General features: G+C 40.8%; 26 protein-coding genes and 1 tRNA gene. 15 read left to right on the top strand and 12 right to left on the bottom strand.

Annotation, left to right across the window (positions count from 1 at the left end):
* The first annotated feature begins 37 nt into the window (after positions 1-37).
* The 7 genes from corA (at position 38) to ychF (ending at position 6,309) form a co-directional block, all read left to right on the top strand.
* Positions 38-979: a magnesium/cobalt transporter CorA gene (gene corA, locus K217_RS0107010; RefSeq protein WP_029552410.1), complete on the top strand. Its 942-nt coding sequence runs from the start codon at positions 38-40 to the stop codon at positions 977-979.
* Positions 980-1,075: 96 nt separating this feature from the next.
* Positions 1,076-2,095: a glycine cleavage system aminomethyltransferase GcvT gene (gcvT, locus tag K217_RS0107005; RefSeq protein WP_029552409.1), complete on the top strand. Its 1,020-nt coding sequence runs from the start codon at positions 1,076-1,078 to the stop codon at positions 2,093-2,095.
* Positions 2,095-2,982, top strand: a complete 888-nt coding sequence (tilS, locus tag K217_RS0107000; RefSeq protein WP_029552408.1) for a tRNA lysidine(34) synthetase TilS — start codon at positions 2,095-2,097, stop codon at positions 2,980-2,982. The genes gcvT and tilS overlap by 1 nt, the downstream gene beginning before the upstream one ends.
* A 28-nt stretch (positions 2,983-3,010) precedes the next feature.
* Complete coding sequence (locus K217_RS0106995; RefSeq protein ID WP_155991137.1) at positions 3,011-3,439, top strand: hemerythrin domain-containing protein; 429 nt, start codon at positions 3,011-3,013, stop codon at positions 3,437-3,439.
* A complete protein-coding gene (locus tag K217_RS0106990) occupies positions 3,436-4,599 on the top strand; it encodes a hypothetical protein (RefSeq protein ID WP_029552406.1) in 1,164 nt (387 codons plus the stop codon). Before K217_RS0106995 ends, K217_RS0106990 begins: the two co-directional genes overlap by 4 nt.
* Positions 4,596-5,192, top strand: coding sequence for a hypothetical protein (locus K217_RS0106985; protein ID WP_029552405.1), 597 nt, complete (start codon positions 4,596-4,598; stop codon positions 5,190-5,192). Before K217_RS0106990 ends, K217_RS0106985 begins: the two co-directional genes overlap by 4 nt.
* A 10-nt stretch (positions 5,193-5,202) precedes the next feature.
* Positions 5,203-6,309 (top strand): redox-regulated ATPase YchF, encoded by a 1,107-nt coding sequence (gene ychF / locus K217_RS0106980; protein ID WP_029552404.1) that lies wholly within the window; start codon positions 5,203-5,205, stop codon positions 6,307-6,309.
* An 8-nt stretch (positions 6,310-6,317) separates the two neighbouring features.
* On the opposite strand, the gene K217_RS0106975 is transcribed toward ychF, so the two are convergent.
* The 5 genes from K217_RS0106975 to K217_RS07685 form a co-directional block, all read right to left on the bottom strand.
* Positions 6,318-7,238, bottom strand: coding sequence for an MBL fold metallo-hydrolase (locus tag K217_RS0106975; protein ID WP_231477010.1), 921 nt, complete (start codon positions 7,236-7,238; stop codon positions 6,318-6,320).
* Complete coding sequence (locus K217_RS0106970; protein WP_029552402.1) at positions 7,231-9,126, bottom strand: 2Fe-2S iron-sulfur cluster-binding protein; 1,896 nt, start codon at positions 9,124-9,126, stop codon at positions 7,231-7,233. Before K217_RS0106970 ends, K217_RS0106975 begins: the two co-directional genes overlap by 8 nt.
* 24 nt (positions 9,127-9,150) lie before the next feature.
* Positions 9,151-9,723, bottom strand: coding sequence for a DeoR family transcriptional regulator (locus tag K217_RS0106965; RefSeq protein WP_029552401.1), 573 nt, complete (start codon positions 9,721-9,723; stop codon positions 9,151-9,153).
* Positions 9,724-9,841: 118 nt separating this feature from the next.
* Positions 9,842-10,411 carry a carbon monoxide dehydrogenase beta subunit family protein gene (locus K217_RS0106960; RefSeq protein WP_029552400.1) on the bottom strand — a complete coding sequence of 190 codons (570 nt, stop codon included), beginning with the start codon at positions 10,409-10,411 and terminating at the stop codon, positions 9,842-9,844.
* A 16-nt stretch (positions 10,412-10,427) separates the two neighbouring features.
* Positions 10,428-10,658 (bottom strand): 4Fe-4S dicluster-binding protein, encoded by a 231-nt coding sequence (locus K217_RS07685; protein WP_081820045.1) that lies wholly within the window; start codon positions 10,656-10,658, stop codon positions 10,428-10,430.
* Between the two features lie 156 nt (positions 10,659-10,814).
* Here K217_RS07685 and ppa point away from each other — a divergent pair, with 156 nt between their 5' ends.
* The gene (gene ppa, locus K217_RS0106955; protein ID WP_029552399.1) at positions 10,815-11,351 is read left to right on the top strand and encodes an inorganic diphosphatase; all 537 of its coding nucleotides are present in this window, start codon (positions 10,815-10,817) and stop codon (positions 11,349-11,351) included.
* A 130-nt stretch (positions 11,352-11,481) separates the two neighbouring features.
* Positions 11,482-13,440, top strand: a complete 1,959-nt coding sequence (locus K217_RS0106950) for a primosomal protein N' (RefSeq protein ID WP_155991136.1) — start codon at positions 11,482-11,484, stop codon at positions 13,438-13,440.
* Here the strand turns inward: K217_RS0106950 and thrB are convergent.
* Entirely contained in the window at positions 13,421-14,329 is a 909-nt protein-coding gene (gene thrB, locus K217_RS0106945; RefSeq protein WP_029552397.1) for a homoserine kinase, read from the bottom strand. The genes K217_RS0106950 and thrB overlap by 20 nt on opposite strands.
* Positions 14,305-15,234 (bottom strand): FAD-dependent thymidylate synthase, encoded by a 930-nt coding sequence (thyX, locus tag K217_RS0106940; RefSeq protein ID WP_029552396.1) that lies wholly within the window; start codon positions 15,232-15,234, stop codon positions 14,305-14,307. Before thyX ends, thrB begins: the two co-directional genes overlap by 25 nt.
* 20 nt (positions 15,235-15,254) lie before the next feature.
* Here thyX and K217_RS0106935 point away from each other — a divergent pair, with 20 nt between their 5' ends.
* The 4 genes from K217_RS0106935 (at position 15,255) to K217_RS07675 (ending at position 17,727) form a co-directional block, all read left to right on the top strand.
* Complete coding sequence (locus K217_RS0106935; protein ID WP_029552395.1) at positions 15,255-16,217, top strand: flippase-like domain-containing protein; 963 nt, start codon at positions 15,255-15,257, stop codon at positions 16,215-16,217.
* Positions 16,214-17,161: a tetraacyldisaccharide 4'-kinase gene (lpxK, locus tag K217_RS07680; protein WP_081820047.1), complete on the top strand. Its 948-nt coding sequence runs from the start codon at positions 16,214-16,216 to the stop codon at positions 17,159-17,161. Before K217_RS0106935 ends, lpxK begins: the two co-directional genes overlap by 4 nt.
* Positions 17,124-17,196: transfer RNA gene (locus K217_RS0106925), tRNA-Lys, on the top strand. Before lpxK ends, K217_RS0106925 begins: the two co-directional genes overlap by 38 nt.
* Positions 17,197-17,211: 15 nt before the next feature.
* The gene (locus K217_RS07675) at positions 17,212-17,727 is read left to right on the top strand and encodes a hypothetical protein (RefSeq protein ID WP_155991135.1); all 516 of its coding nucleotides are present in this window, start codon (positions 17,212-17,214) and stop codon (positions 17,725-17,727) included.
* Here the strand turns inward: K217_RS07675 and uppP are convergent.
* Positions 17,707-18,477, bottom strand: a complete 771-nt coding sequence (gene uppP / locus K217_RS0106915; protein WP_029552392.1) for an undecaprenyl-diphosphatase UppP — start codon at positions 18,475-18,477, stop codon at positions 17,707-17,709. The genes K217_RS07675 and uppP overlap by 21 nt on opposite strands.
* Positions 18,474-19,199 carry a DUF3108 domain-containing protein gene (locus K217_RS0106910; RefSeq protein WP_029552391.1) on the bottom strand — a complete coding sequence of 242 codons (726 nt, stop codon included), beginning with the start codon at positions 19,197-19,199 and terminating at the stop codon, positions 18,474-18,476. Before K217_RS0106910 ends, uppP begins: the two co-directional genes overlap by 4 nt.
* Positions 19,200-19,225: 26 nt before the next feature.
* Between K217_RS0106910 and K217_RS0106905 the strand changes: the two genes are divergently transcribed.
* Positions 19,226-20,086, top strand: a complete 861-nt coding sequence (locus K217_RS0106905; protein ID WP_029552390.1) for an NAD(P)-dependent oxidoreductase — start codon at positions 19,226-19,228, stop codon at positions 20,084-20,086.
* Here the strand turns inward: K217_RS0106905 and purD are convergent.
* Positions 20,067-21,332 carry a phosphoribosylamine--glycine ligase gene (gene purD / locus K217_RS0106900; RefSeq protein ID WP_029552389.1) on the bottom strand — a complete coding sequence of 422 codons (1,266 nt, stop codon included), beginning with the start codon at positions 21,330-21,332 and terminating at the stop codon, positions 20,067-20,069. The genes K217_RS0106905 and purD overlap by 20 nt on opposite strands.
* Before the next feature lie 25 nt (positions 21,333-21,357).
* On the opposite strand from purD, the gene dnaN reads away from it, so the two are divergent.
* A complete protein-coding gene (gene dnaN / locus K217_RS0106895; RefSeq protein WP_029552388.1) occupies positions 21,358-22,443 on the top strand; it encodes a DNA polymerase III subunit beta in 1,086 nt (361 codons plus the stop codon).
* Here dnaN and gcvPB read toward each other — a convergent pair.
* Both gcvPB and K217_RS0106885 read right to left on the bottom strand, forming a co-directional pair.
* Positions 22,424-23,854: an aminomethyl-transferring glycine dehydrogenase subunit GcvPB gene (gcvPB, locus tag K217_RS0106890; RefSeq protein WP_029552387.1), complete on the bottom strand. Its 1,431-nt coding sequence runs from the start codon at positions 23,852-23,854 to the stop codon at positions 22,424-22,426. The genes dnaN and gcvPB overlap by 20 nt on opposite strands.
* 4 nt (positions 23,855-23,858) lie before the next feature.
* Positions 23,859-24,221, bottom strand: a complete 363-nt coding sequence (locus tag K217_RS0106885) for a hypothetical protein (RefSeq protein ID WP_038028155.1) — start codon at positions 24,219-24,221, stop codon at positions 23,859-23,861.
* Positions 24,222-24,246 lie beyond the last annotated feature (25 nt).

Here is a 24,246-nt window from a genome sequence, read left to right as displayed (position 1 = left end):
ACAATATTTTATCAGAGTTGTTAAAATATTATGCAGAATGATAAAAATATACGCAAGCTCTACCTTTGGATTTACAGAGCACTCCATAGATGAGTTTGGCACCACTCTTAAGGATAAAATTCTGTGGATTGATGTAGAAAAACCTACAGAAGAAGAGATCTTTTGGCTAAAAAGTGCAGTAGGTTTTGAAATGCCACCAAGGGAGGTTTTTGGAGACATAGAAATAAGCAGTAAGTATAAAGAAGAAGGAGACAAAATATTTATGAGTTTTTCTTTTGTAATACAGCAAAAGGAAGATATACTCGTAGAGCCCGTATTCTTTTTTTTAAAGGGCAGGTTTATGGTAACAATAAGGTATAGGGACATACCCACCCTCATGATCTTTCAAAAGAGAGTAGAGTCTCAAAGCTTAGTCTTTCAGTTCGCAGAGGAGATGTTTTCTCATATAGTTAGCATAGAGGTTGATAGAATAGGAGATAGGCTTGAGATACTGGGAAGGCGTATAAGAAACCTCAGAAAAGAGGTCTTTGAAGAGCAAACTGAAGAGATCATAAAGGACATCTCTTACTACGATGAACTAAACATAACCCTTAGGGAAACTATAAACGAAAAGCTGAGGATCTTATCTCACTTTGTAAAAAGCCCAAGAATAAATGCGCAGACCAAGAGGGAAATAAAAGTCATCCTTGAAGACCTATACACGCTCTTGGACTACACTACCTTTTACATGGACAAGATAGACAGCATTCAGAACACCCTAATTGGACTTATTAACATAAGGCAAAACGAAGCGGTAAAGGTTTTTACGGTTTTAGCTACCATCTTTTTACCTGCCACCCTTATAGCCAGTATATACGGTATGAACTTTGAGCATATGCCTGAGTTGCACTGGAAGTATGGATACGTCTATTCCTTAGCTCTTATGGTAATAACCACCCTTTCTCTTATCTTTTGGGTAAGAAGGAAAGGATGGCTATAAAAAGTTGATACTAAAAGCATATTATTTATTGTTTGCCTTATTCAATGCCTTGTGCTTTAACCTATTTTTAAGGTATTCGGTATAATTAATAACTTAATGCACACCACACCGTTCTATGGCATACATAAGAGCATTAACGCCAAATTTACGGAATTTGCAGGTTATCATATGCCCTTATACTACTCCTCCATAGTTGAAGAATCCTTAGCGGTAAGAAATTCTGCAGGTGTTTTTGACGTTTCCCATATGGGAAGAATATGGGTAAGGGGTAAGGGAGTTAAGCAAAAGTTAGACTTTCTTACATCAAATTCCTTGGACAAGCTCCGCAGTGGAAAGGTTCAGTATAACTTGCTTATCAATGAAAAAGGTGGGGTAAAAGATGATGTAACTATATACATGATTGAAGAAGATGAGTATTTTTTGTGCGTTAATTCTGCCAACAGGCAAAAGGTCGTAGATTGGCTTTCGTCTTGGGATACACCAGTGGAGGATTGGACTTTTCAAAGTGTTCAAATAGCCCTTCAGGGTAAGGAAGCAGAAGCTAAGATAAAAAAGTTCTTTGAGGTCAATGGTCTAAAAAGATACAACTTTGTTAGATTGGGGGATGTGATAGTGTCTCGCACAGGATACACCGGGGAGGATGGTTTTGAGATCTACGCTCCCACAGATGTTGGCAAGGAGATATTTGCAGAGCTTATCAAAGAGGTAATGCCCTGTGGTCTTGGTGCAAGGGATGTGCTTAGGATAGAAGCGGGATTGCCCCTTTACGGACACGAAATATCTGAGGATATATCCCCGTTTTCTGCAAACTTGGACCGGTTTGTAAGTAAAGATAAAGAATTTATAGGAAAAAAGGCTATGCTTGAAAAGGAAGTAAAAAGAAAGCTCTTTGGTTTGGAGATGTTGGAAAAAGGAGTGCCAAGGGAGGGGTACGAAATATACTGCAATGGAAAGGCTATAGGGGTGGTCTCCAGTGGAACCTTTTCTCCTACGAATAAAAAAGGAATAGCTCTGTGCTTTGTGGATATAGAGCATAGGTTGGAGGGAAAAGAAGTATATATTTCAATCAGAGGGAAATTCCATAGAGCAAAACTGAGGAGTTACCCTTTTGTATGATGAACACAAGCTATTCTAAGCTCCTAAGAAAGATAATCACACTCCAAAGGAGAGAAAATCTTATCCCACCGAATAGCTCAATCCTTATAGGCTTTTCCGGAGGTATAGACTCCTCCTGCTTGGCTGTAGCTATGCTCAAACTAAGAGAATTTTTTAAACTCAAAAGGATAGCTCTTTTGCACGTAAATCATATGATAAGAGGTGAGGAATCATACAGAGATGAAGAGTTTGCTAAAAGCTTTGCTCAAAAGCTCTCCCTTGAGATTTTTATAAAACGAGTGGATGTTCCAAAGATAGCTAAGGAGAAAGGAGAAAACATTGAGGCTTGCGCAAGAGAAGAAAGATATAAGGCGTTTGAAGAGATAAGAAGAGAAGAAAACTTTGATTTTGTAGCTACCGCTCATCATCTGGGAGATCTGGCAGAAACTATACTTCTTTGGCTAACAAGGGGCACAGGCCTTGAAGGTCTTTTGGGCTTTGAACCAAAGGAAGGCTATATAGTAAGACCACTTTACCTTGCCAAAAAGGAAGACATAGAAGACTTTGCAAAAAGAGAAGGTATTGAATGGGTTGAAGACAGGACAAACTATGATCTATCTTATGCCAGAAATCGCATAAGACACAGAGTTATACCAGAGCTTAAAAAGATAAATAGAAACTTAGAAGAAACACTCCTTAGGATGAGGGAAATTCTAAGGGAGGAGCATAGACTTTTATGCCAGCTAACAATGGATGCCATTGAAAGAGTTAAAAAGGAGGGAAGAAGAGCCTTTTTGGAGCTTGACCCTGCACTTCAGAGGCGTGTGGTGGTTGAGTTGTTCGGTATTAAAAATTTCAAAGAAGTGAAGAAAGTCATAAACAGGATAAAAAAAGGTGATAAATTATAAGTAAGTAATCACTTTTAGGAGGTTTGCCATGCTGAGCATAGCCGAATACTTAACGGAAGAGCACAGGGAGTGCGATAGCATCTATGCGGAAGTGGAAAGGCTAATAAGGGAAGGAAAATGGGAAGAAGGAGAGAAAGCCTTCGAAGAGTTCAAAAGTGAAACGCTGAAACACTTTGAAAGGGAAGAGGCAGTGCTCTTTCCAGAGTTTGAGGGTAGAACAGGCATAGTGATGGGTCCAACTCAGGTAATGCGTATGGAACATGCCCAGGCAAGGGAGCTTATTGAAAGAATGGAAAGAGCTTTAAAAAACAGAAACAGAGAGGAGTTTTTATCTGTAGGAGACACTTTTATGATCCTGATCCAACAGCATAACTTAAAGGAAGAGCAAATACTCTATCCTATGTGCGACCAACATTTGGATCCATCGGAAATGATCCAGAAGATGGAAAGTGTATGAGAGGGCTGTCCGTTCATCAGGCACCACCTTTTGTAATAGTTGCCCTTCATTTCCTAACTGCTTGCATCTTTTGGCTAATTTCATCCTTCCTTGAGCTTTATCTTTTTCTCAAAAAAGAGCTCAACCTTCCCCTTTTGGTCCATACTCACCTTCTTGGTTTTGCTCTGATTACGATGTTTGGCGCACTATTTCAAATGCTTCCTGTGGTTGCTGGGGCGGTTATAAAGGAACCACTAAAAAAGGCTCTCCCTTCTTACCTACTTTTGCTTTTTTCTGTTTTCGTATTCTTGGTTGGTTTTTCAAAGGGAGACAGAAACATTTTAAACTTCGGAGCGACAGCCTTACTTATAAGTATTCTGTTTATTTCATCCTTGATGATGTATCATCTTTTGCCAAAAAAGAGCTTTTTACCTGCGGTTAGGGGATTTAAGTTTAGTCTAAGCTTTCTTCTTGCAGGAGCTCTCTTTGGATACTTATTTCTTCTTCTTGGAGAACCTGCACTTTTTAAACTTCACCATTCCTTTATGCTTTGGGGGTGGGTAGGCGGTTTGATCGTTAGCGTTTCTTTTCAGGTAATAGAAACCTTCTACACAACTCCACCTTATCCAAAATACTTAGCTTGGTATTTTCACCCTCTCTTGCTCTTATCTTTACTTGTGTTCCAGCTTGGGGAGGGGAGTATATATAGACTTCCCATTTTTCTTCTTTACACCTTCTACGCTTTAACAACGATTTATTTACTTCTGAAAAGCAAGAGAAAAGTTTTGGAATATACTCCAAGATTTTGGCTTTTGGGTATGATCCTTCTGCTGTCGGCTTGCGCTCTCTTTCTGATAGGCAAATTTATTCCCTTTTTGCTTGTCTTTGGCTTGTTCTTCAGTGCAATAATAGTTGGCATGATGCAGAGAATTATTCCTTTCTTGGTGTGGTTTCATCTGAGCGGTTTTGGTATAAAAAGTGCGCCTTTGATGTTTGAGATACTTCCACCCCTTAGGCAAGGACTAACCTTTTACAGCTTTTTAGCTTTGTGCCTTTCCCTTCCCTTAGGCTTTCTTTCAAAGGACCTTTTGTTTATTCCCATCTTTTTCCACCTTTTAACTGCCAGTGTGCTGTTTTTTAATATAGTAGGCGGAGTAAAGATATATCTTAAGAATAGATGAAGTTTTTCCGTTTTTTCAGAGAAAGGGGTGGAATTTTGAAGGCTTTGAACCTTTGGGATTGGTATGAGTCTTTGGAACCAAAGTGGCAAAAAAAAGTAAAGTATTACTTTTCTCTCAAGACGATAAAAAGTCTAAATTTCCCATACAGGGCAAGGGACTTTGACAGTGGAGAGGTGCAGACAGCTTATACAAAGAGGACTTTCTTGGGTAGCTTGGCTCAGACTGCGCTTTTAGAGAGGGATTTTGAGACTGCAGAATGGTTGTATCTTCAGGCACTGAATCAAGAAGGCACCGCCTACGAAGAGCATCTTATCCTAAACGACCTTTTGCTTCTTTACCAAAAACGGAGGGATTTTGAGAAGATGGAGCAAGTTGCCAAAAGGGACGTGGAACTCTTTCCAGAGTATGTGGAAGAATTGAGAAAGAGAAACAACGGGCAGATCCCCCAGATATATTCCTTTGAGCTTTTGGTGTATCTTTTTGAAAGAAAGGGGGATATTCCATCCGCTTTGGAGTGCATAAAGAAGATGAAGAGTTTCGGCATTCCCTATCCTCAAGAAGAGGAAGTTTTGAAGAGACTTTTGGTAAAATAGATAAACTCTTATGGGATTCAGCTGTGGTATAGTAGGACTTCCCAACGTGGGAAAATCAACGCTCTTTAATGCCCTGTTGCAGTCTGCAAAGGCTCAGTCTGCCAACTATCCCTTTTGCACCATAGAACCTAACGTGGGAGTGGTAGAGGTTCCAGACGAAAGACTCTATCACATAGCCCATAAAGAAAAGTCTAAAAAGATCACGCCTACCTTCATAGAATTTTGGGACATTGCAGGCTTGGTAAGAAATGCCAGTAAAGGAGAAGGCTTGGGAAACCAATTTTTAGCACACATAAGGGAAGTGGATGCCATAGTTCAGGTTCTGAGATGTTTTGAAGATCCAGATGTGGTGCATGTAGAGGGAGAAGTAAATCCTATAAGGGACGCTCAGATTATAGACCTGGAGCTAATAGCAAAGGACTTGGAGGTAGTGGAGAGAAGGTTGGAAAAGGTGCAAAAGATGGCAAGGTTAGGGGACAAAAAGGTTAAGGAAGAGCTTGAGCACTTAGAAAAGATAAAGTCCATACTGGACAGCATGGAACCTCTAAGGAAGCATCTGAAGGACCTTGGAGAGGAAACCGTAGATTATGCAAAAAAGACACTTTTTCTGCTTTCTTTAAAACCTACTATGTATGTTGCAAACGTAGGAGAAAAGGACCTTCCGGAAGGAAACAGTTGGTCTGAACAGGTGAAGGCTTATGCCCAAAAAGAATCTGCCCCTGTGGTGGTAATGTGTGCAAAGATAGAGGCAGAGCTAATCGGGTTAGAAGAAAAGGATAAGTTGGAGCTTTTGAGGGCTTACGGGCTTGAAGAGCCAGGGCTAAACAAACTTATAAGGGAAGGATACAAACTGCTTGGTTTGATAACGTTTTTCACCGCTGGAGAAAAGGAAACAAGGGCCTGGACTGTTAAAAAAGGCACAAAAGCACCCCAAGCAGCTGGAAAGATCCATTCGGATATGGAAAGAGGTTTTATAGCGGCGGAGGTCATAAACTACGAAGAGTATAAAAAGGTACCCTCTTTGACAAAGGCTAAGGAGCTTGGACTTGTAAGGTTGGAAGGTAAAGACTACGTAGTCCAAGACGGAGACATAATCTACTTTAGGTTTAACGTGTGAGGTTAATTTTATTCCTCTAAGTCCAGCTGATTATACACTGCAAAAATGTTGGCGTTGTGAAACTCTCTGTACATGACGTAGTTAGAAAAAGGATTGTTCTGAAGCGCTTGTTTTATATCATCCAAAGGCTTTCCTTCTTCTTTCATCCTCTTTATATTTTCCCTAAGGTAACTTAGATATCTGTAGGTATCTTCTATGCTGTCTTTCTTCAGTGGTTCGTTATGACCTGCCAATATAACCTCCGCATCAAAGCCTTTTATTACTTCCAAAGCTCTTAGCCAACCACCTATACTTGCATTCCTGTCTCCCACAAACACTATTCTGTTCTTGCTTACCAAGTCTCCAACGAACAGAACCTTGCTTTTGGGAAGGTAGACCAAAAGATCGTTGTTAGTGTGGGCCGGTTCTAAGGCTACCAATTTAAAAACTTCACTTCCAACCTTTAGCTCCATAGAGTCCTTTACCACTATATCTGGTGGTATAAGTTCTACATCATCAAACAAGCCTTTAAACCTCTGCTTTGCTCCTTCTAAGGATATGACAGCCTCTCCAGAATTATACTCTTCTAAAAGTTTGTAGTGAGCGATGATCTTTGCGCCGAGTTGTTTGTACGTTTTTGCTCCATACCAGTGATCTGGATGGTAGTGAGTTATTATGGCGTATTTAATTGGTGCTTTCTTTACTCTCCACAAGTTATCCACGAATTCTTTTGATAGGGAAGGAGTGGAAGGGGCATCAATAACTACCCATCCTTCTTTTGTCAAAACCGCAAAGGCGTTGGACATAAAACCCCTGTTTTCAAGGGAAGGTAACCCATCCACACCCCTAACCATGTATATGTTTTCTTTTACCCTCTTGAGCTTCATTTCAGGAGAAAAGGCAAAAGCTAAAGCAAAAAACAAAACTAAGAGCTTAAACATCCTAAACATGGCTCACCTCCTCTATAATGTTCTTAGCATAAAGTTTGTTCAAGTTCTCGCTTCTTGTGTTTATCCAACTGCCTTTGTAAAGATGGGCCTTAAAGAGAGAATTTTCAATGGATGTCTTTCCTTCCAATTTCTTTATGCCTACCTTTTCTTTTGGCAAAAGCTCTGAAAGGTTCATCAAAAATTGGCTTAAACTTCCACCCCAAGGCAAGAACTTTTTAGTCTTTACCTCTCCCATAAGGCTAAGATAGGTGCCTTCTTCTTCGCCCATAAGAAACATCGGGATCCTAATAGAGGCATAAGAGGCAAGCCCATCAAAGAAAGGAGAAAAGACCACAAGGTGCTCCACTTTGTCTTTAAGACCTGCTATCCTTTCCAAGGGATAAAAGTCCAAAACGTCCTCTCCAAAGATGAAAAGGTTTGTTATATTCCCTCTTTCTACCTCTTCGATCACCAGATCCATAGGGGACATCTCTTCGGAGGAAAAAGTCTTTAGAACACCTAAGAAATTTGCCTCCTTACACACCAGCATCACATCCCAGCCTTTTTCTTCTTTGAACTTTCTTATCCTCTCACCCCAAAGCCTTGCCTCGTTCCCCACAAGCCCTTCCAGATTTACCACCACTAAGCCCCTACCTTCCAAAGAGCTAAGATCATCCAAACTAATCTCCTTTGGTCTCAACTTTACATCCCTCTCTACCTTGCCTATCTTATAAACTTTGCCCTTTATGTAGTAAGACAGCACAGTAGCAGTGGATGTTAGGTCCTCTCCTATCAAAAGGAATTGATCGTATTCTTTTATCTTTTCCCACTCAAAGGGTTCGTAAGTTCCGTAGGATTCTAAGAAAGGATAGAGATTTACGCTTAAGGTTGATGTTACGATCGCACCGCACCTTTGGGCTATTTCTTTGATAGCCAAAAGACTTTCGTTGCTTAGGTAAGAGGACAGAATTATTGCGGTTTTTCCTTGATTTGTTCTAAGATAGGTGCTTATAAGCTGGGATATGTTTCCATAAGACTCTTCTTTTCCAAAGAGTTCTGGACTTTTCAGACGGTTTTGGTTGAGGGCGTCATATCCAAAGAAAGCCTTTGCACATATATCTAAACTATCTGTTGGCTTTGTTCTATAAACCTTTTCTGCTGACATCCAATCTCCCACACCATATTCCACTTGGATCTGACAGCCGACCGAACAAAGATTACATGCGGTTAGACCCTTTTTGAGTAGCCAGCTTCTTGTCCAATACTTAAAAGGCTTTGAGATAATGGCACCCACAGGACAAACATAGACGCATAGCCCACACATCTCACAGGTAGATGTGTCCATAGGTCTTACCGCTGGCGCTATGTTTGCCTGAAAACCTCTCTCTTCCACATAAAGGGCTTTTGCAGAAACTACCTCATCGCACGCTCTGGTGCATCTATAACAAACCACGCACCTGTTTGAGTAATACTCCAGAAAATCACTCTCCCAGTCCAGTTGATGCCTTTCTTTTTCAAGGGCAGAGACAGGCACAATCTGCTTTTGTGGTCCAAACAGAGCTCCGTAGTTCTGAAGGTCGCATTCTCCAGCCTTGTCGCATATTGGACAGTCTAAGGGATGTCTTGTCATGAAGGCTTGTAGTAAATACTTTTGGTTTTCTACCACCAAAGGATGCTTGGTGGATATTACCATATCCTCTTCTACGGGCGTATTACAAGAAGTAATAAGCCTTCCAGTTTTTTCGTTATAAACTATGCACATCCTACAGGCACCTATTATCCTTAGCTTTGGATGGTAGCAAAAGTAGGGAACTTGAATGCCTGCGTCCAGCAAAGCTTGAAGAAGGGGCTTACCCTTTTCAGCTTCTATCTTCTTTCCATCTACAGTTATGCTAACTATGGATGTCATAGTTTGCCTCCTTATCAAAAAATACTATAACATCTGCTCCCAAACTACTTGATGTCCTCTTTTCATAAGCTCTTCTACAGCACGGAGAGCGGTTTCAAAATCAAAAACCTTTCCGCCAAACCCTTTGGCGAATTTTTCTGCATCCTCTTTATCGGCAAAAGCTATAACGGAGGGAATGCAACAAGGCTTGGCGGAGGATCCTACCACATACCAAGCGGAAAAGCAATTGATAGGGTTTCCCGATATAAAATCCCGTGTCATACAAGATTGAATCTCTTTATCCTGAACGTCATTATAAAGCAACAGCCCACAGTGGGCACAACAAGCACAAACAGCTTTACTTTTAAGTCTATACACAAATTCCAAACGTCTATCCAAGATCTTTCCACAATAAGCGCATGCTCCAGTTTCCTGAGATTGCTCTTCCTCAGATTTTAAAAGGAGTTCTCCATGTCTTCTGATTATCTTTCCCTCCTTTTCCAACTCCCTAACATCTCTGTATATGGTCATTAAAGAGACATTAAAATATTCCGCTAAGGATTTTACAGTGGTGTAGCCCTTGGCTATGAGGTTTAAGATCTGCTCTTTCCTGTTCATTTTTGCATTAAAAATTTAACATTTTTTCTGAAAATAGTTCAAGTCCTTTGACCGCTTTAGCATTACTTAAATTTTGGTGGTATTTTTTTAAGGCGCTTAACTTTTCAAATGTTTCTATTCACTTTCCTAATTCTCTTTTAACTTCCTCGGCTATTTTTATGAACTTTTCCATCTCCTCTATTTGCTGATCCCTGAGGGTTATCATAGCATCCTCGTGTCCAGCCATACCACACATAGCTATGGTAAAGCAATCCGTCTCAGCCCTTATGATCTTTAGGGCTACGTTGGCGTAGTGACAATGAACCCCAACGAATATGCAGGCCTTTATCTTGTTGTGCCATATGGTAAGGTTTGGATGGTTTGGGTTTATTTCAACCTCAGGATTTATCTTTGGATATTTTGGTCTATAGTCATACATGGGTATTATCCTTGCGTTCAAAACTTCAGCCATCTTTCTGACGAGCTTTGCCTTTTCCTTTGCTTCTTCGTTCCAAGCGTAAAGCACTTGGGGACCTGGGAATATAGTTGCGTTAGGAAGTGTTAGCATAGCTTTTGCTGCTTCCCTCATAGCTATCTCTTCATCCACTATTTCGTTAAACATAAGAGCCTTTCCTGGTGGCGGGTTTAAGAGCCCTTCATAAACCGCAACTGGGTAGGGTGAATAACCTGACGGACCTAAAAGCGCCATAATTTACCTCCTTAATTTATTTTCTCGCATGGACCTCTGGCATTACCATACGAATAGCATTACGCTTTAAAAGGTTACTGCAAACATAAACACAAAGGCCACAACCTTTACACCTTTCAGAAATTACGTAAGCGTGGTGTTCTTCATCCGAATACATCAGTGTGTTTGGCTCCGGGCAGAAAAGAGTGCATTGCTTACAGTTATACTTGGAACACTCCTCGTTTATCACTTCTGCCACATAGTACATTCACTTTCCTCCTTTTACTTAGTAAGTTGTTTATAAGTTATTTTATAGTGCTAAAATGTCAAGCTGTTATGGAGGCTGTTCGAAAAAATCCTTCAGGCAGTGCTGATAAACTACAGAATTACCTAACCTGTTATAATTTTTTGAGGAGGTAAGAAAATGGATCTGAAAAAAATACCCGCTGGGAAAAACCCTCCTGAAGACATATACGTGGTAGTTGAAATACCCCAAGACAGCCCCATAAAGTATGAGCTGGACAAAGAAAGTGGGGCGATCTTTGTAGATAGGTTCTTATTTACAGCTATGCATTATCCTTTTAACTACGGCTTTATACCTCAAACTTTGGCTGATGATGGAGATCCGGTGGATGTGCTTGTTGTATCAAGGTATCCGGTGGTTCCTGGAAGTGTGTTAAGGTGCAGACCCATAGGCGCTTTGGAGATGAGGGACGAAGAAGGTATAGACACAAAGCTTATAGCGGTGCCCCACTCAAAGATAGATCCAACCTTTGATAACATCAAAAGCGTGGATGACCTTCCTAAGGCTCTTCTGGATAGGATAAAACACTTTTTTGAGCATTACAAAGAGTTGGAACCGGGTAAGTGGGTAAAGGTGGAAGAGTTCAAAGGTATTCAGTTTGCAATAGAGGAGATCAAAAAGGGCATAGAAAACTACAAAAATCTTAATGAAAAGTGAAAAAAACGAGGCTGTTCTAAAAAATCCCCCAAGATAGTTATAATGCTTAAGATGTATGTAGGTTTGCAGTTTAAACTTCTCTAAGAGTATGCTCTCGTGTTTGAAAATAGCTATACCTGGTGGGAGGATATTGAAGGTAAGGACTTCCTTTCCCTACAAAGGCTCCCCCATAGGCTATAGGGTATTGATAAACGGAAGAACAGGCGTAGTGGTTGGTTTTGCGGAGGAGGGAAAAGAGGAGTCTTTGGTCTTTCCGGACAAGCTACCTTTTACAGACCTTAAAAACTTGGAGGCGGTAAAGGACTTAGCCCTAATCTATGGATTACCCACTTGGCAGTTGATGTGGGAGCTTATTCCCTCTCATTGGAATTGGACGGAAGAAAGCTTTCTTGAAGTTTCTTTATCTTCTTTTCAGGCTTTGGACCCAAAAACAAGGCAAATTCTTAGTTGGATAGCGGATAGGAAGTTGGTAAAAGAGGAATTAGCAAAGAAAAGGTTTGGAAGTGAGTTGATAAATATGCTTGTAAAGAAGGGACTGCTAAGGGTAAAAAAAGACTGGTCTGCTCCCGATGTGGAGGTGGAGCTGTTTAAGTTAAACGTTCCCTTTGAGGTAGCCCTATCTAAGTTGAGAAGGACAAAAAGATACGCAGAAAGGGTAAGGCTTTTGGCTTATTTGAGAGAAAGGCTTTACGCTTCAAGGGAAGAGTTAAGGGAGGAAGGTTTTTCCTCTGAAGATCTAAAAGCACTTATTTCTCGTGGTATTGTGAAAGTTGAAAGGGAGCTTATGCAGAACTTTGCGATAAATCCAAGGTCCGAGCTTAGGATGGGTGGAGGTTTTTTGGTAAAAAAACTGGAAAAGCCTACGGTGGTGGTTGGAAGCCTTTCAAGGCTTGCAGAAAGCCTTTTTGCGCTGATAGAAGACGCTCTGGGAGAAGGAAAAAGCTTAGCCATATTTTCCTTTTACAATCCTACCCTTAGCTGGCTTTTGAGAGAGCTAAAGCCTATCTTTGGAGATAGGGTAGTTTCTTTATCGTCCTTTGAAAGTCCAAAACAGTTTATCAAGAACTGGTTTTTGGCTCAGGAAAAGGGTAGGATAGTTCTAACTGGAAGGATGGGACTTTTAGTTCCGTTTAAAGATCTTTACGCAGTAGTGCTTTTTGACGACTACTACACCAAACTTAATAGATACATAGACCTTAGGAACTTTGTCTCTCAGCTTTATAAATACTACGGCTGTCAGTTTTTCTATTATACCTGTGCCCTTGGGGTGGATACGTATCAAAGGGTTAAAAGTGGTCAGTGGGAGATGGAGTTTTTGGGCTATTCTGCGGAGGTTAGGCTATTGAAGCGAAAACCGGAGGAGATCCTTACTCAGGAACTTCTCTCTGAACTTGAGGATAATTCTTTACTTTTGGTGAGAAAAACGGGATACTCTTACGCATACTGTCCAAAGTGTGGTTTTTTGGTGGATTGCCCAAGGTGTGGAACCTTTTTGACTTTGAGTAAAGCAAACAACCTGTATTGCACAAGGTGTAAGTGGAAAGGTCCTGCTGAATGCACCCACTGTGGAGGGAAAATAGAGCAATACGGGTTTGGTATAGAAAGGGTTATGGAAGAAGTAGAAAGGCATGGTCTTCTAAGGGAAAACATACACTTTGATACAAAACCTTCTGTGGCGGGAGTATATAAGAAGGTCTTCTTGGTCCATGGAGACAACATTCTTTCTGTTCCAAGCCTAAACGCAGAGGAAGAGTTTTGGAAATACATCCACAGAGCAAGGGCTATAGCAAAGGAGAGATTTTACATTCAGAGCTTTTTGGACAAGGAGATCATAGAAAATTACCTAAGAGAGGATTTTTTGGAAGCAGAACTGGAAAGAAGAAGAGAAGAAAACCTACCGCCCTTCTCAAAGATTATACTTGCGGTATTTACAAAGGAAAAAACAAAAGCCTTAGAGTCTATCCCAAATGTGATAACAAGGGCTTACGGAAGCTTGATGGAAGTTTTTATAAAGGTTAATCACAAACAGCTTAGAGAAGTCCTGCCAAAGGTTATCAATCTAAAACCAATCAAGCTGGAGGTTTGGTAAAGACCGCACCTTCTTTATCCACAGAAAGGGACAAATATCTTGCGCGCACGCCATGTCTTTCAAAGGCAGATACCATAGCCTTTCCTACTTTGTCTTCTTCTTCCAAGCAGAAAGAAGCTACTGTGGGACCTGCACCACTTAAAAACACCGCCAAAGCTCCAGAAGAGTAGGCACTCTCTAATACATCGTTAAAACCCAGAATTAGCTCCTTTCTGTATGGCTGATGCAGTCTATCCTTTACCGCTTCCTTCAAAAGCCCATAGTTTCTCTTACAGAGACTGCCAATCAGAAGACTTGCCCTCTGAAGGTTGTAAATCGCATCTTTTAGAGAGATTTCCTTCCTTAGAACTTCCCTTGCTTTCTTGGTTGAAAGCTCAAAATCTGGTATGCAAACCACAATCTTTATGTCCTCTGGAAAGTCAAGCCTTTGGTAATAAACACCTTCATCCACGGCGCAAATCAGAAAGCCTCCCAAAAGGGCAGGTAGCAGATTGTCTGGATGAGGTTCAAACTCAAAGGCTACCCTTAGCTTTTCTTCAACGCTTAACTCTTTACTCTGAAAGAGTTCCCAAAATTTTAACGCAGAGACTATGGCTGTAGCAGAAGAACCTAAACCTCTGGCTGTAGGTATGTGGTTTATCATTTTAACTTTCAGGGGAAAAGGCCTTCCCCCAAAAACTTCGCAAGCTCTAATATACACCCTTGCGAACAAATTTTCATCATCCTTAGGTAGATCTTTTCCTTCTCCTTCTATCTCAAAGGACCATCTGTCTGAAGGCTCGGCGGTAAAGTAGTTGTAAAGACTTAGGGCAAGGCCCAAGGTGTCAAAGCCAGAACCTAAGTTGCTCGTGCTTGCGGGCACCCTCAAAGTCGCATAGTTTTGTCCCATTCTTTATATCCTACCATTTCCTTTATAGCTAAGGCAAACTCTCTTATCTCCTTTTGGGCTGACTCATGGATGCGAAGGCTTATAAAGTTATCCAATGAAATCCTTGGCACTGTCCAATAAAAGCGCGTTTTCATAAACTGAGGTAATATGCCCCTCGCTATTTCCTTTGCTACCTCTTTTTCTACCATCTGAAGATACAATTTGTTTAACTCTTTGATGTAAAAGCCAATCTTTTCTAAAAATTGGGAGTTCCAGGGTTCTTCCACTGGTTGGTCTAAGCTTGCCTGCTTGTTACGTTTTGCTTGCTTTCTAAGGTAAGTGGGTATATAAAAGCTTGGCTCGTAACTTACATACCTTCTGCTTACTTCATTGTAAGAACCAAACCTATGCCTGAACCATTGCCTTGCAACAAATATGGGACACTCCACCACAAAAGTGTAATAGTCCATAGGGCTGTCCAGCTCTAAACTATCTACTAAAGCAATAAATCCCGAAGAGGTTTCCCTTTTCTCCCTTATGTAAGCCTTATCGGTAGAATAGCCATTTACCTCCTCTCCTTTTATCACAGCATATGTCGCTGGGAGCCTTTCTTTGAGCGTATGCATAACCTTTTGAGGTATGTAATCCAACGCATTGATAATGTTTCTAAGGTTTAGCCAGATGAACTTTCCGTCAAAGTAAGCTTGAAAGGTAGGATTTTTTACTCTTCTCAAAAGATCAAGCCAAAAATCTTCCGAAGATTCAAAGGCAACTACTACGTGTTCAAAGGGAGAAGAGTGCCTGTTTTCTAATAGATATTTTATGAGCTTTATGTCCCTTTCTATTTGCACCTGTTCGTCTTTGGCGAAAGAAACCCTTGCAGCACGCACTATTCTTTGGTCAGAACCGAGCAAAAAGATGTTCATGGATTAAACTATATTATACAGTGCTGAGGTCCTTTCTTTACGGAATTTTTATAACTGTTATTATCCTGTTTCTTTCCTTTGTTTATGTGATAAAAAGAACGTTAAGTAAAGATTTAGTTGAGGTTTTTTTATCCTTGGATAAGCGATTTGTTTTGCTTTCCCTTTTTAGTATGTTTTTGTACCACACTTTTGACAACCTTAGACTTTTTATCCTATCAAGGGCAATGAATCTGCACTATCCTTTTCTGTATGGTTACGTTATTTCTTTCATAAACACCTTTGGAGCTACTATAACTCCCGCCCACGTGGGGGGAGAGATGATGTCTCTTTATACTCTTTCCAGAAAAGGTGCTAGATTGCACAAAGTGATGAGCATTGTTACTATGAAGACTATAACGGGGGCAGTCTTTTTTCTTCTGTTCATTCCCATTGTGGTGCATTACTTCTACAGAAATCCTCAGGTTGTTCTAAGGCTTTTGGTTATTTTGTTGGTTATCAGTTTGTTTAGCCTTGCATTTTACAGAATAGGAAGGATACTCTTCAATAGGTCTGCGCAAAAATCAAGTTTGATAGCGAAAGTAAAATATACCTTTAGCAGATTTTTGGTAGTGACTAAGCTATTTTTGAAAAACAAGAAACTACACTTAGCCTTTGCTACACTTTATAGTGTGCTGCTTTATGTATCCTTTTTGCTCTCTGGTGCATTTTTGATAAAGGCTTTTGAGCAGTCTGTAAGTTTCTATGAAGCCACTTATGCTCAAATAATATTGCTTTACGCTATATTTTTGAGTCCTACACCGGGTGGTAGTGGGGTGGGTGAGCTGGGTGGGATAGAGGTTTTCTCCAGCTTTCTTTCACTTTCAGCTGTGGGTGGGTTCGTTATACTTTGGCGTTTTATAACTCAGTATATAAGCGCTATAGTGGGTGGTGTGCTGTTTTTCTTTTTATTTGTTAAAGACTCAAAAGGCTATCTTTTGAAATGAACCTTTTTAATCCTTACTACTACGCTGTAAAGCTCAGAAATTGGCTATACGATAGGGGGATTTTGAAGTCTTATGCCTTGGATGTGCCTGTTGTATGCGTAGGGAATCTTTCGGTAGGTGGCAGTGGAAAGACAAGCTTGGTAAGGTTTATCTCAAATGCTCTTTCTGAAAAATTTCATGTCGCGGTGCTTTTGAGGGGATACAAAAGGAAAACTAAGGGCCTTTTGGTGGCATCCTACAGAGGGGAAGTTAAAGCAGGTTGGGAAGAGGTAGGAGACGAAGCTTACATGCTCTCAAAGGTCTTGAAAAACTCAAGCGTGTTGGTGTGCGAAGACAGGGTCTTAGGAGGAAACTTTGCGATAAAGGAGCTTGAAGCGGAAGTTATAATCCTTGACGATGGGTTTCAACACAGAAGGTTAAAACCTGACCTAAGCATAGTGCTTCTAAAGGAAGGGGATTTAAAAGACAGGCTTTTGCCCTTTGGACGTTTAAGAGAACCATTAAGTGCGCTCAAAAGGGCTGATGCTGTGGTGCTTTCTTACCAAGATGTAAAGGAATGGGATCTTACCTTAGAAAAGCCTGTCTTTAAACTTTACAGGACCAACTGGAGGATAGTTTCCGCTGATGGAAAGATTGTGGATCACAAAGACAAAACCTTTGTTGCTTTTTCCGCTTTGGGAGACAACGGGCAGTTTTTTCAGACCTTGGTAAAGCTTGGGATAAAAGTTGAAAAGTTTTTGAGCTTTCCAGACCACTATCACTACAAAAACTTCGTGCTAAAAAAGGAAAAGCTTTACCTAACCACTTTAAAAGACTTTTTTAAACTTAAACCTTCAGAAAATTTATTCTACCTTGACTTTGACCTTAGGGTGGATGGTCTTTTAGGGTTTATAATTAACAATATAAGGGCTGGTAGCTCAGCTGGCAGAGCAACGGACTCTTAATCCGTGGGTCGCGGGTTCGACTCCCGCCCAGCCCACTTTTAGTCATGGAAATGCATGAGCTTGCACACATTCTTATAATCCTCGTAGGTCTTCTTAGAGCCATTGGCATAGCTTCCATAATAGCTTTAATATTCTTGGGTGCAAGAGTAAGGTATATATTCATAACCGCCATTCTTACAGTAGGTGGGATATTTACCACCGCGTTGAGCTTTTTGTTGGGAGTGCTGTCTTTTTTCCACGCTGTGGTGTATGAGTTTTTTGCCATTGGTTCTATTTTAGCAATGCTCTATTGGGCTTACAAAGACAAAAAGAACGCTCCACCACCTAAGCCTTCGGAAAATACGCGTTGTGCCTTGTGTTCGGCAGTAATAAGGGAAAACAAAGATTACGTCGTGTTAAAGTGTGCAGATCAATATCTTTTCTTTGATTCGGAAGAACACATGAAGGAATTTTTAAAAAATATTGAAGAATACAAAAAGTTCAAAAAACTAAACATCGGCAAACCAGAGTGTTATTATTCTAAAACCAACGGACGATGGATCCAGCTAAAACAAGAAGAAGTATGAATACAAGAGACTAACTAACATTCTGTAGATACCAAAGGGTAGAAAACTGTATGAAGATACAAATCTTAGGAAAAGCTTTACTGATAGGATGGCTGTTAAGAAGGAAACTGCAAAGCCTATTGCCAAAAGATGAAACTCCTGAAAGCTAAACTGAGAGTAGGACTTGTAAAGGTCATAGCCTGTGGCGGATAGCATGGTGGGCACTGCCAGCAAAAAGGAAAATTCTGCTGCTTGTTTTCTGTTTAGTCCCATAAGCATACCGCCTATTATTGTTGCTCCGCTTCGGGATACGCCCGGCACCATAGCCAAAGACTGAAAAAGACCAATCACAAAAGCTTTGCTAAGGGCTAACTTTTGAACTTGATCTATATGGCAAAATCTTTCACACCACCTGTCCGCAAAAATCAAAAAAACGCCACCTAAGAGAAGGCTAACTACTACCACCAAATCATTTCCGATCAAGTAGCCTTTGATGAACCTATAAAGGATAAAGCCAAGTATGCCAGTAGGAAGGAAAGCCAATATTATTCTCTTCCATGTTTCAAAGTCTGTTAAGAATCTTTTTAGGTAAAGGGAAAAAACCGCCAGTATGGCACCAAGCTGGATAGAAATCTCAAAGCTTTTGGTAAATTCATTGTGAGTTAAGCCTAATATATGGGCTGTGAGTATAAGATGGCCAGTGGAAGATACTGGCAAAAATTCTGTCAATCCTTCAACAAAGCCTAAGATAATCGCATCCTTTGGACTCATAAAAGTATCCTCTTTAAAAGCTCTATATCTCCCTTTACCTCTTCCAGAACCGCCTTTACACTTCCTAAAACAAAAAGCAACTGCATCTTTACAGGAAACAAATTTTCCCTATCTATCCACAGTCTCCACATACCTTTTGGCTTCAAAAGTCCTTTTGTTTTTATATTGGGTTGCACGTTTAAAACCAAAGCCCTGTATTTTTCCAATACCCACTCTTCACCCACCACGGAGTATGGTATGCTGTAAGTTTTGCCATCGTAAAACATCTTCAAGTTTCCGCTTTGTTCTTTTAGAGCGCTCTTGTATAGCATCAAACTTGCGGTATAGGGATCCACATAATCCGTATAATCATAAACTCTTTCCTCTATCCTTTCTTGTTCTTCTGTTAGCTCTACGTAGTGTATCTCTTTTACGTAAATCTTTGAGTCTTTAAAGGTATAGTGCTGTCTTCTCTTAAAGCTTCCTTCTTCTTGGTGGTAGAAAAACTCAATTGGAGTTAAACTTTTTATGTAAATTACCGCATAGCCGTGGTTATATACCCTTTTTACAAGGCTACCTACGTTGATGGTTCTGACCCAACTTGAAACCTTTAGATTTTCTCCTTCCTGCTTGTAGGTTATGCAGGTGCGGGCTACAGGGAAAAACAAATAGTAAGCCTTATAGCAAAGGGTAAGCTCGCTGGCAAGTATGCTGAAAGGTAAAAACAATAAAAGGAAAAACATCGGTTCTTATTTTAAAATCAATCTTCATGAGAGTAGGATTTATAGGTTTGGGTGTGCTTGGTAAAACTATTGCAAAGAGGCTTTTATCTCAGGGTGTGGAGCTTGTAGTTTGGAACAGAACAAAAGAAAAAGCCTTAGACTTGGGAGTGGAAATAGCAGAAAGGCCATCAGAGCTTACAAAGATGGTGGATACCATTCTGATTATCCTTTTTGACTCCAAAGCCAGCGAAGAAGTGATCTTTGGCAAAGGAGGATTGGTGGAAGGGGACCTAAAGGGAAAGACTCTTGTAGATATGACCACAAATCACTACGCATACGTGCAGAGTGCATACAACGAACTAAAAGGGCTTGGCTGTAGCTACTTGGATGCGCCCGTGCTTGGCAGTGTGATACCTGCCCAAAAGGGGGAGCTTACCATCCTGGTAGCTGGAGAGGAGGAAAAGTTTAAAGAGCTAAAGCCACTTTTTGAAAAATACTGCAAGACCATCTTTTACGTGGGACAAGTAGGCAATGCGACAAAGCTTAAACTCATAAATAACATAGTCTTGGGTGGATTTATGGAGATCTTGGCGGAAGCCATAGCCATAGGGGAGCGAGCAGGTTTTAGCAAAGAGCTTATAATAGATGTGCTAAACAGCGGTGCAGGAAGGTCTTACATTCTGGACGTAAAAAAGCAAAAACTTTTGGAAGAAGACTTCTCCACTCACTTTTCGGTGGAGCTTATACACAAAGACCTCCATTACGCCCAAGACCTTGTAAAAGACGTAGGAGGCTTTACCTTTGCCTTACAGAACATAAAAGAAGCCTACGGACTTGCAAAGGCAATGGGTCTATCTAACCTTGACTTTTCTGCAGTTTATAAAGCTTTCAAAGTCCCAAAAACCTGATAGCTTTGTCCCCTATATCCTTTCTGTATTGCATACCTTCAAAGCTTATCTTTTCAATTGCTTTGTAAGCTTTTACTTTTGCCTCTTTTATGTCTTCACCCCATGCGCACACATTTAAAACTCTGCCCCCTGCGGTCAAAAGCTTACCGTTTTCTATCTTAGTTCCAGCGTAAAATATGATAACCTCCTCTTTTTTTGCTTCCTCCAAACCCCTGATCTCTTTACCTACCTCTGGATTTTCGGGATATCCCTTACTTGCAAGAACTACACACAGAGCGCACCTGTTGTCTATCTCCAAACTTATACTCCTTCCTTCATAGAAGTTAATTAGCTTTTCAAGGAAGTCCCCTTTTATCCTCATCAGCAAAGGTTGTGCTTCTGGGTCTCCAAGCCTTACGTTAAACTCTAAAACCTTTGGACCTTCGGAAGTTAGCATAAGTCCGGCGTATAAAAACCCTCTGTAGTATATACCCTCCTTTGCAAGAGCTTTTAGGGTTTTTTCTATGATGTTTTTTCTTATCTCTTGTTCAGTTTTTTCGTCAATGAAAGGATTAGGAGAGTAAGCGCCCATACCACCTGTGTTTGGCCCTTTATCTCCGTCCAAGAGTCTTTTGTGATCCTGGGAGGTAGGCAAAGGGATATACTCTTCCCCATTGACCATAACTATGTAAGACCCTTCCTCTCCTTCCAAAAACTCCTCTATCACAACCCTTTCCCCAGCTTTTCCCAAAGCTTTTCTTACCATCAGAAAATCCACCGCTTCTATTGCGCTTTGCTCTGTTTTGCAAACTATAGCTCCTTTTCCACCTGCCAAACCATCCGCCTTGACGACAACAGGCGCACCAAAATCTCTGATAAATCTTTTGGCTTTGTCTGGATCGTCAAAAACTTCAAAGTTTGCAGTGGGTATGCCGTGCTTTAGCATGAAATCTTTTGCGAATACCTTACTGGCTTCTAAGAGGGACGCTTTCTGCGATGGACCGAATATTTTAAGGCCCCTTTTCTCAAACTCATCCACTATACCTTCCACCAAGGGAGCCTCTGGACCTACGATGGTAAAGTCTATACCTTCCCTTTGAGCAAAGTCTGCCAAAGTTTTAACATCCGTTGGATTAATATCTACCCTCTTTGCATCAACACCGGCGCTGCCCTTTGCTATAAAAACTTCTTTTACAAGCGGGCTTTGACTTATCTTCCAAGCTATGGCGTGTTCCCTGCCACCATTCCCAACTACTAAAACTTTCACGGATATTGATTATAATACATAATCCATGCAAGTCTTTGTAGATAGAATAGAGTTTGAGGAGGCACTTTCAAAGGCAAAGTCCGCTACCGAAAGAAAATCTGCCCTTCCTGTGCTCAACAACTTCAAACTGACTGCGGACGAGGACAGACTCTATATTTACGCTACAGATTTGGAGAACTTTTTAGTATTTGACCTTCCCGCAAGGGTTGAGATCAAAGGAGAAACTTCTGTAAATGCAAACAAAATACAGTCTATAGTGAAGAATTTGTCCTCCGCAGAAGTTTATATGGAACTTGTGGAGGATAAGCTGATAGTAAAAGGCGGGAGAAGTCAATTTAAGTTGGTCTGTGCGGATCCTTTTGAATTTCCTGAATTTCCACAGGTGATCGTAAAAGACCAAATTCCAAGCTCTATTCTTTCAAGGGCTATATCAAAGGTGGAATATGCGGTATCAAAGGAAGAAACAAGGTATGCTTTGCAGGGAATGTATGTTCGCAATCATGACGGTAGGCTTCACTTTGTCGGTTCTGATGGACACCGTCTTGCCCTTTTTATGCCTGAGCAGACCTTTGAGGATGAGCTTTTGCTGTCACGTAAAAGCTTAAAAGTTTTGGAAAAACTGCTTAAAGACACAATAGGAGCGGTTTCTGTGGGCAAAGACGAAAACTTTGCCCACGTGAAGGGAGAAAATTGGACCCTTTCGGTTAGGCTTTTGGAGGGTGAATATCCCGATTATCTTGCGGTTATTCCCTCCGACTTTCGGGTTATTGCGGTAGTGGATAGGGAAGATTTAGAGAAGTCTCTAAAGCGACTTTCTGCCATTGCGTCCGCATCTGCCTTTCCTGTAAAACTTTCCTTTACAAAAGACTTGCTTTTACTTGAGATATCTGAGCCGGAGTTTGGTGAAGGAAAAGACGAGGTGGATATAGATTACAGCGGAGAGCCTATTGAAATAGGTTTTAACGGAAAGTATATCTTAGAAGCTTTGGATAGCTTTGATTCTGATAGAATTTACATAAAAGCCTTTGATGCGGATAGTCCGGTAATTTTTGAAAGCGTAGATTTTAACAAAGACCCCTATCTTTGTTTGATTATGCCAATGAGACTTTAAAAATAGGATTTCTGTTTGCTTGGGCTTCTTTTATCCTTCCAACTGCGGTCTTTTCTGGCTTAGACTTTATAGTTTCCGGCGATTCTTTCAGTATGGACTTTATGGTATTTGCAAAATGTTCAATTGTCTGTGGGCTTTCTGTTTCTGTTGGCTCTATCATGATGGCTTCTTTGACAACAAGAGGGAAGTATATGGTTGGAGCATAGAAACCTTCGTCAAGTAAAGCCTTAGCTAAATCAAGGACGCTGATACCCATTTTTTGCAAAGGCAAGCCAGAAAAGACCACTTCGTGCATCTTAGGTGAGTTTGGATAAGGATCATGCAGAACGTCTTTTAGTAGATGATACAAATACCTAGCGTTTAGAACTGCGTATTTGGCAATTTTGTCTATTTCTTTACCGTAAGAAAGGATGTATGCCAAAGCTCTAATCATTACACCCACGTGCCCGTAAAAGCTTAAAAGCTTGCCCACACTTTTTGGAATGTTCCAATTTAGGTAATACTTCTTTCCGTCAAACTCAACCTGAGGCACCGGTATATAAGGCTTAAGCCTTTCGGACACACCTACAGGCCCACTGCCTGGACCTCCACCACCGTGGGGTGTGGAAAAAGTTTTGTGAAGGTTAAAATGCATCACATCTACTCCCCACTTACCTGGCTTTGCCATACCCACTATAGCATTGAAGTTAGCTCCGTCCATGTAAAGCAAGGCATCCCTTTGGTGCAAAAGCTGTGCTATCTCTTTGATCCTTTTTTCAAAAATGCCAAGGGTGTTTGGGTTTGTAATCATAAGCCCCGCTACTCTGTCATCAAGTTTTCTCGTAAAGTCCTCCCAATCCAGCTGTCCGTTTTTATCACTTTTTATTGTTATTACTTCAAACCCACATATGCTTGCGGAAGCTGGGTTTGTGCCGTGGGCCGAATCTGGAACAAGTATTTTGGTCTTATGATCGTTTCCTTTGTCTCTGTGATAGGCTGCTATCATCAGTAGTCCCAAGAACTCTCCGTGGGCTCCTGCGGCAGGCTGAAGGCTCACATCCGCAAATCCTCCCAACTCTTTTAAAAATTCTTTAAGCTCAAACATAATCCTCAGTATTCCCTGCGCATAATCTTCAGGCAAAAAAGGATGTAAGCTTAGAAATTCCTCTTTATTTGCCAGCTCCTCGTTTATCCTTGGATTATACTTCATAGTGCAGGAGCCAAGGGGAACCATAGTTGTGTCTATGGCGTAGTTTTTTTGAGAGAGTTTGGTGTAATGCCTAATTACCTCGAGCTCAGAAACCTCTGGAAATTTTAGATCCTCTCTGTAGTATTCATCTAAGTATTGGGAAATATCTACCTCTTGCACGTCCAGTTTGGGCAGTCTATAACCCTTTGTGTTATCTTTTGAAAACTCAAAGATCAAAGCCATCCTATTACCTCTTTTGTTCTATAACAGGCTGTTCTTGAACCTTGGGCAATCTTTCAGATAAAGCTTTGCAAGACAGAGTATTTATCAAAAATGTTTCCCCAAAGGATGTGACACAGCCGTATGAGTCGTAGGGAACACACTCGTCGGTTTCTGCGACTATCAAGCGTTTTTTTTGACTGTCAAAAGTAATTTTACATCTTCCGCATACCTGAGGTCGCAATGATTCCCTTTTTATAAGACTTTCGCAGTTTTCTACATTCTCTATTATCGTAGTCTTCAAGGTAAATCTTTGTAGGCCTTCCTCTCCTGTTCTGACCACTCCACAGGAAAAAGAAAAGAAGATAGCTATGAGTGCTATTCTCTTCATAGCTATAAAACCATTATAATAAACT

This window comes from Thermocrinis jamiesonii (assembly GCF_000702425.1).
GTDB lineage: Bacteria > Aquificota > Aquificia > Aquificales > Aquificaceae > Thermocrinis > Thermocrinis jamiesonii.
This window is presented reverse-complemented; position numbering and strand designations above follow the sequence as displayed.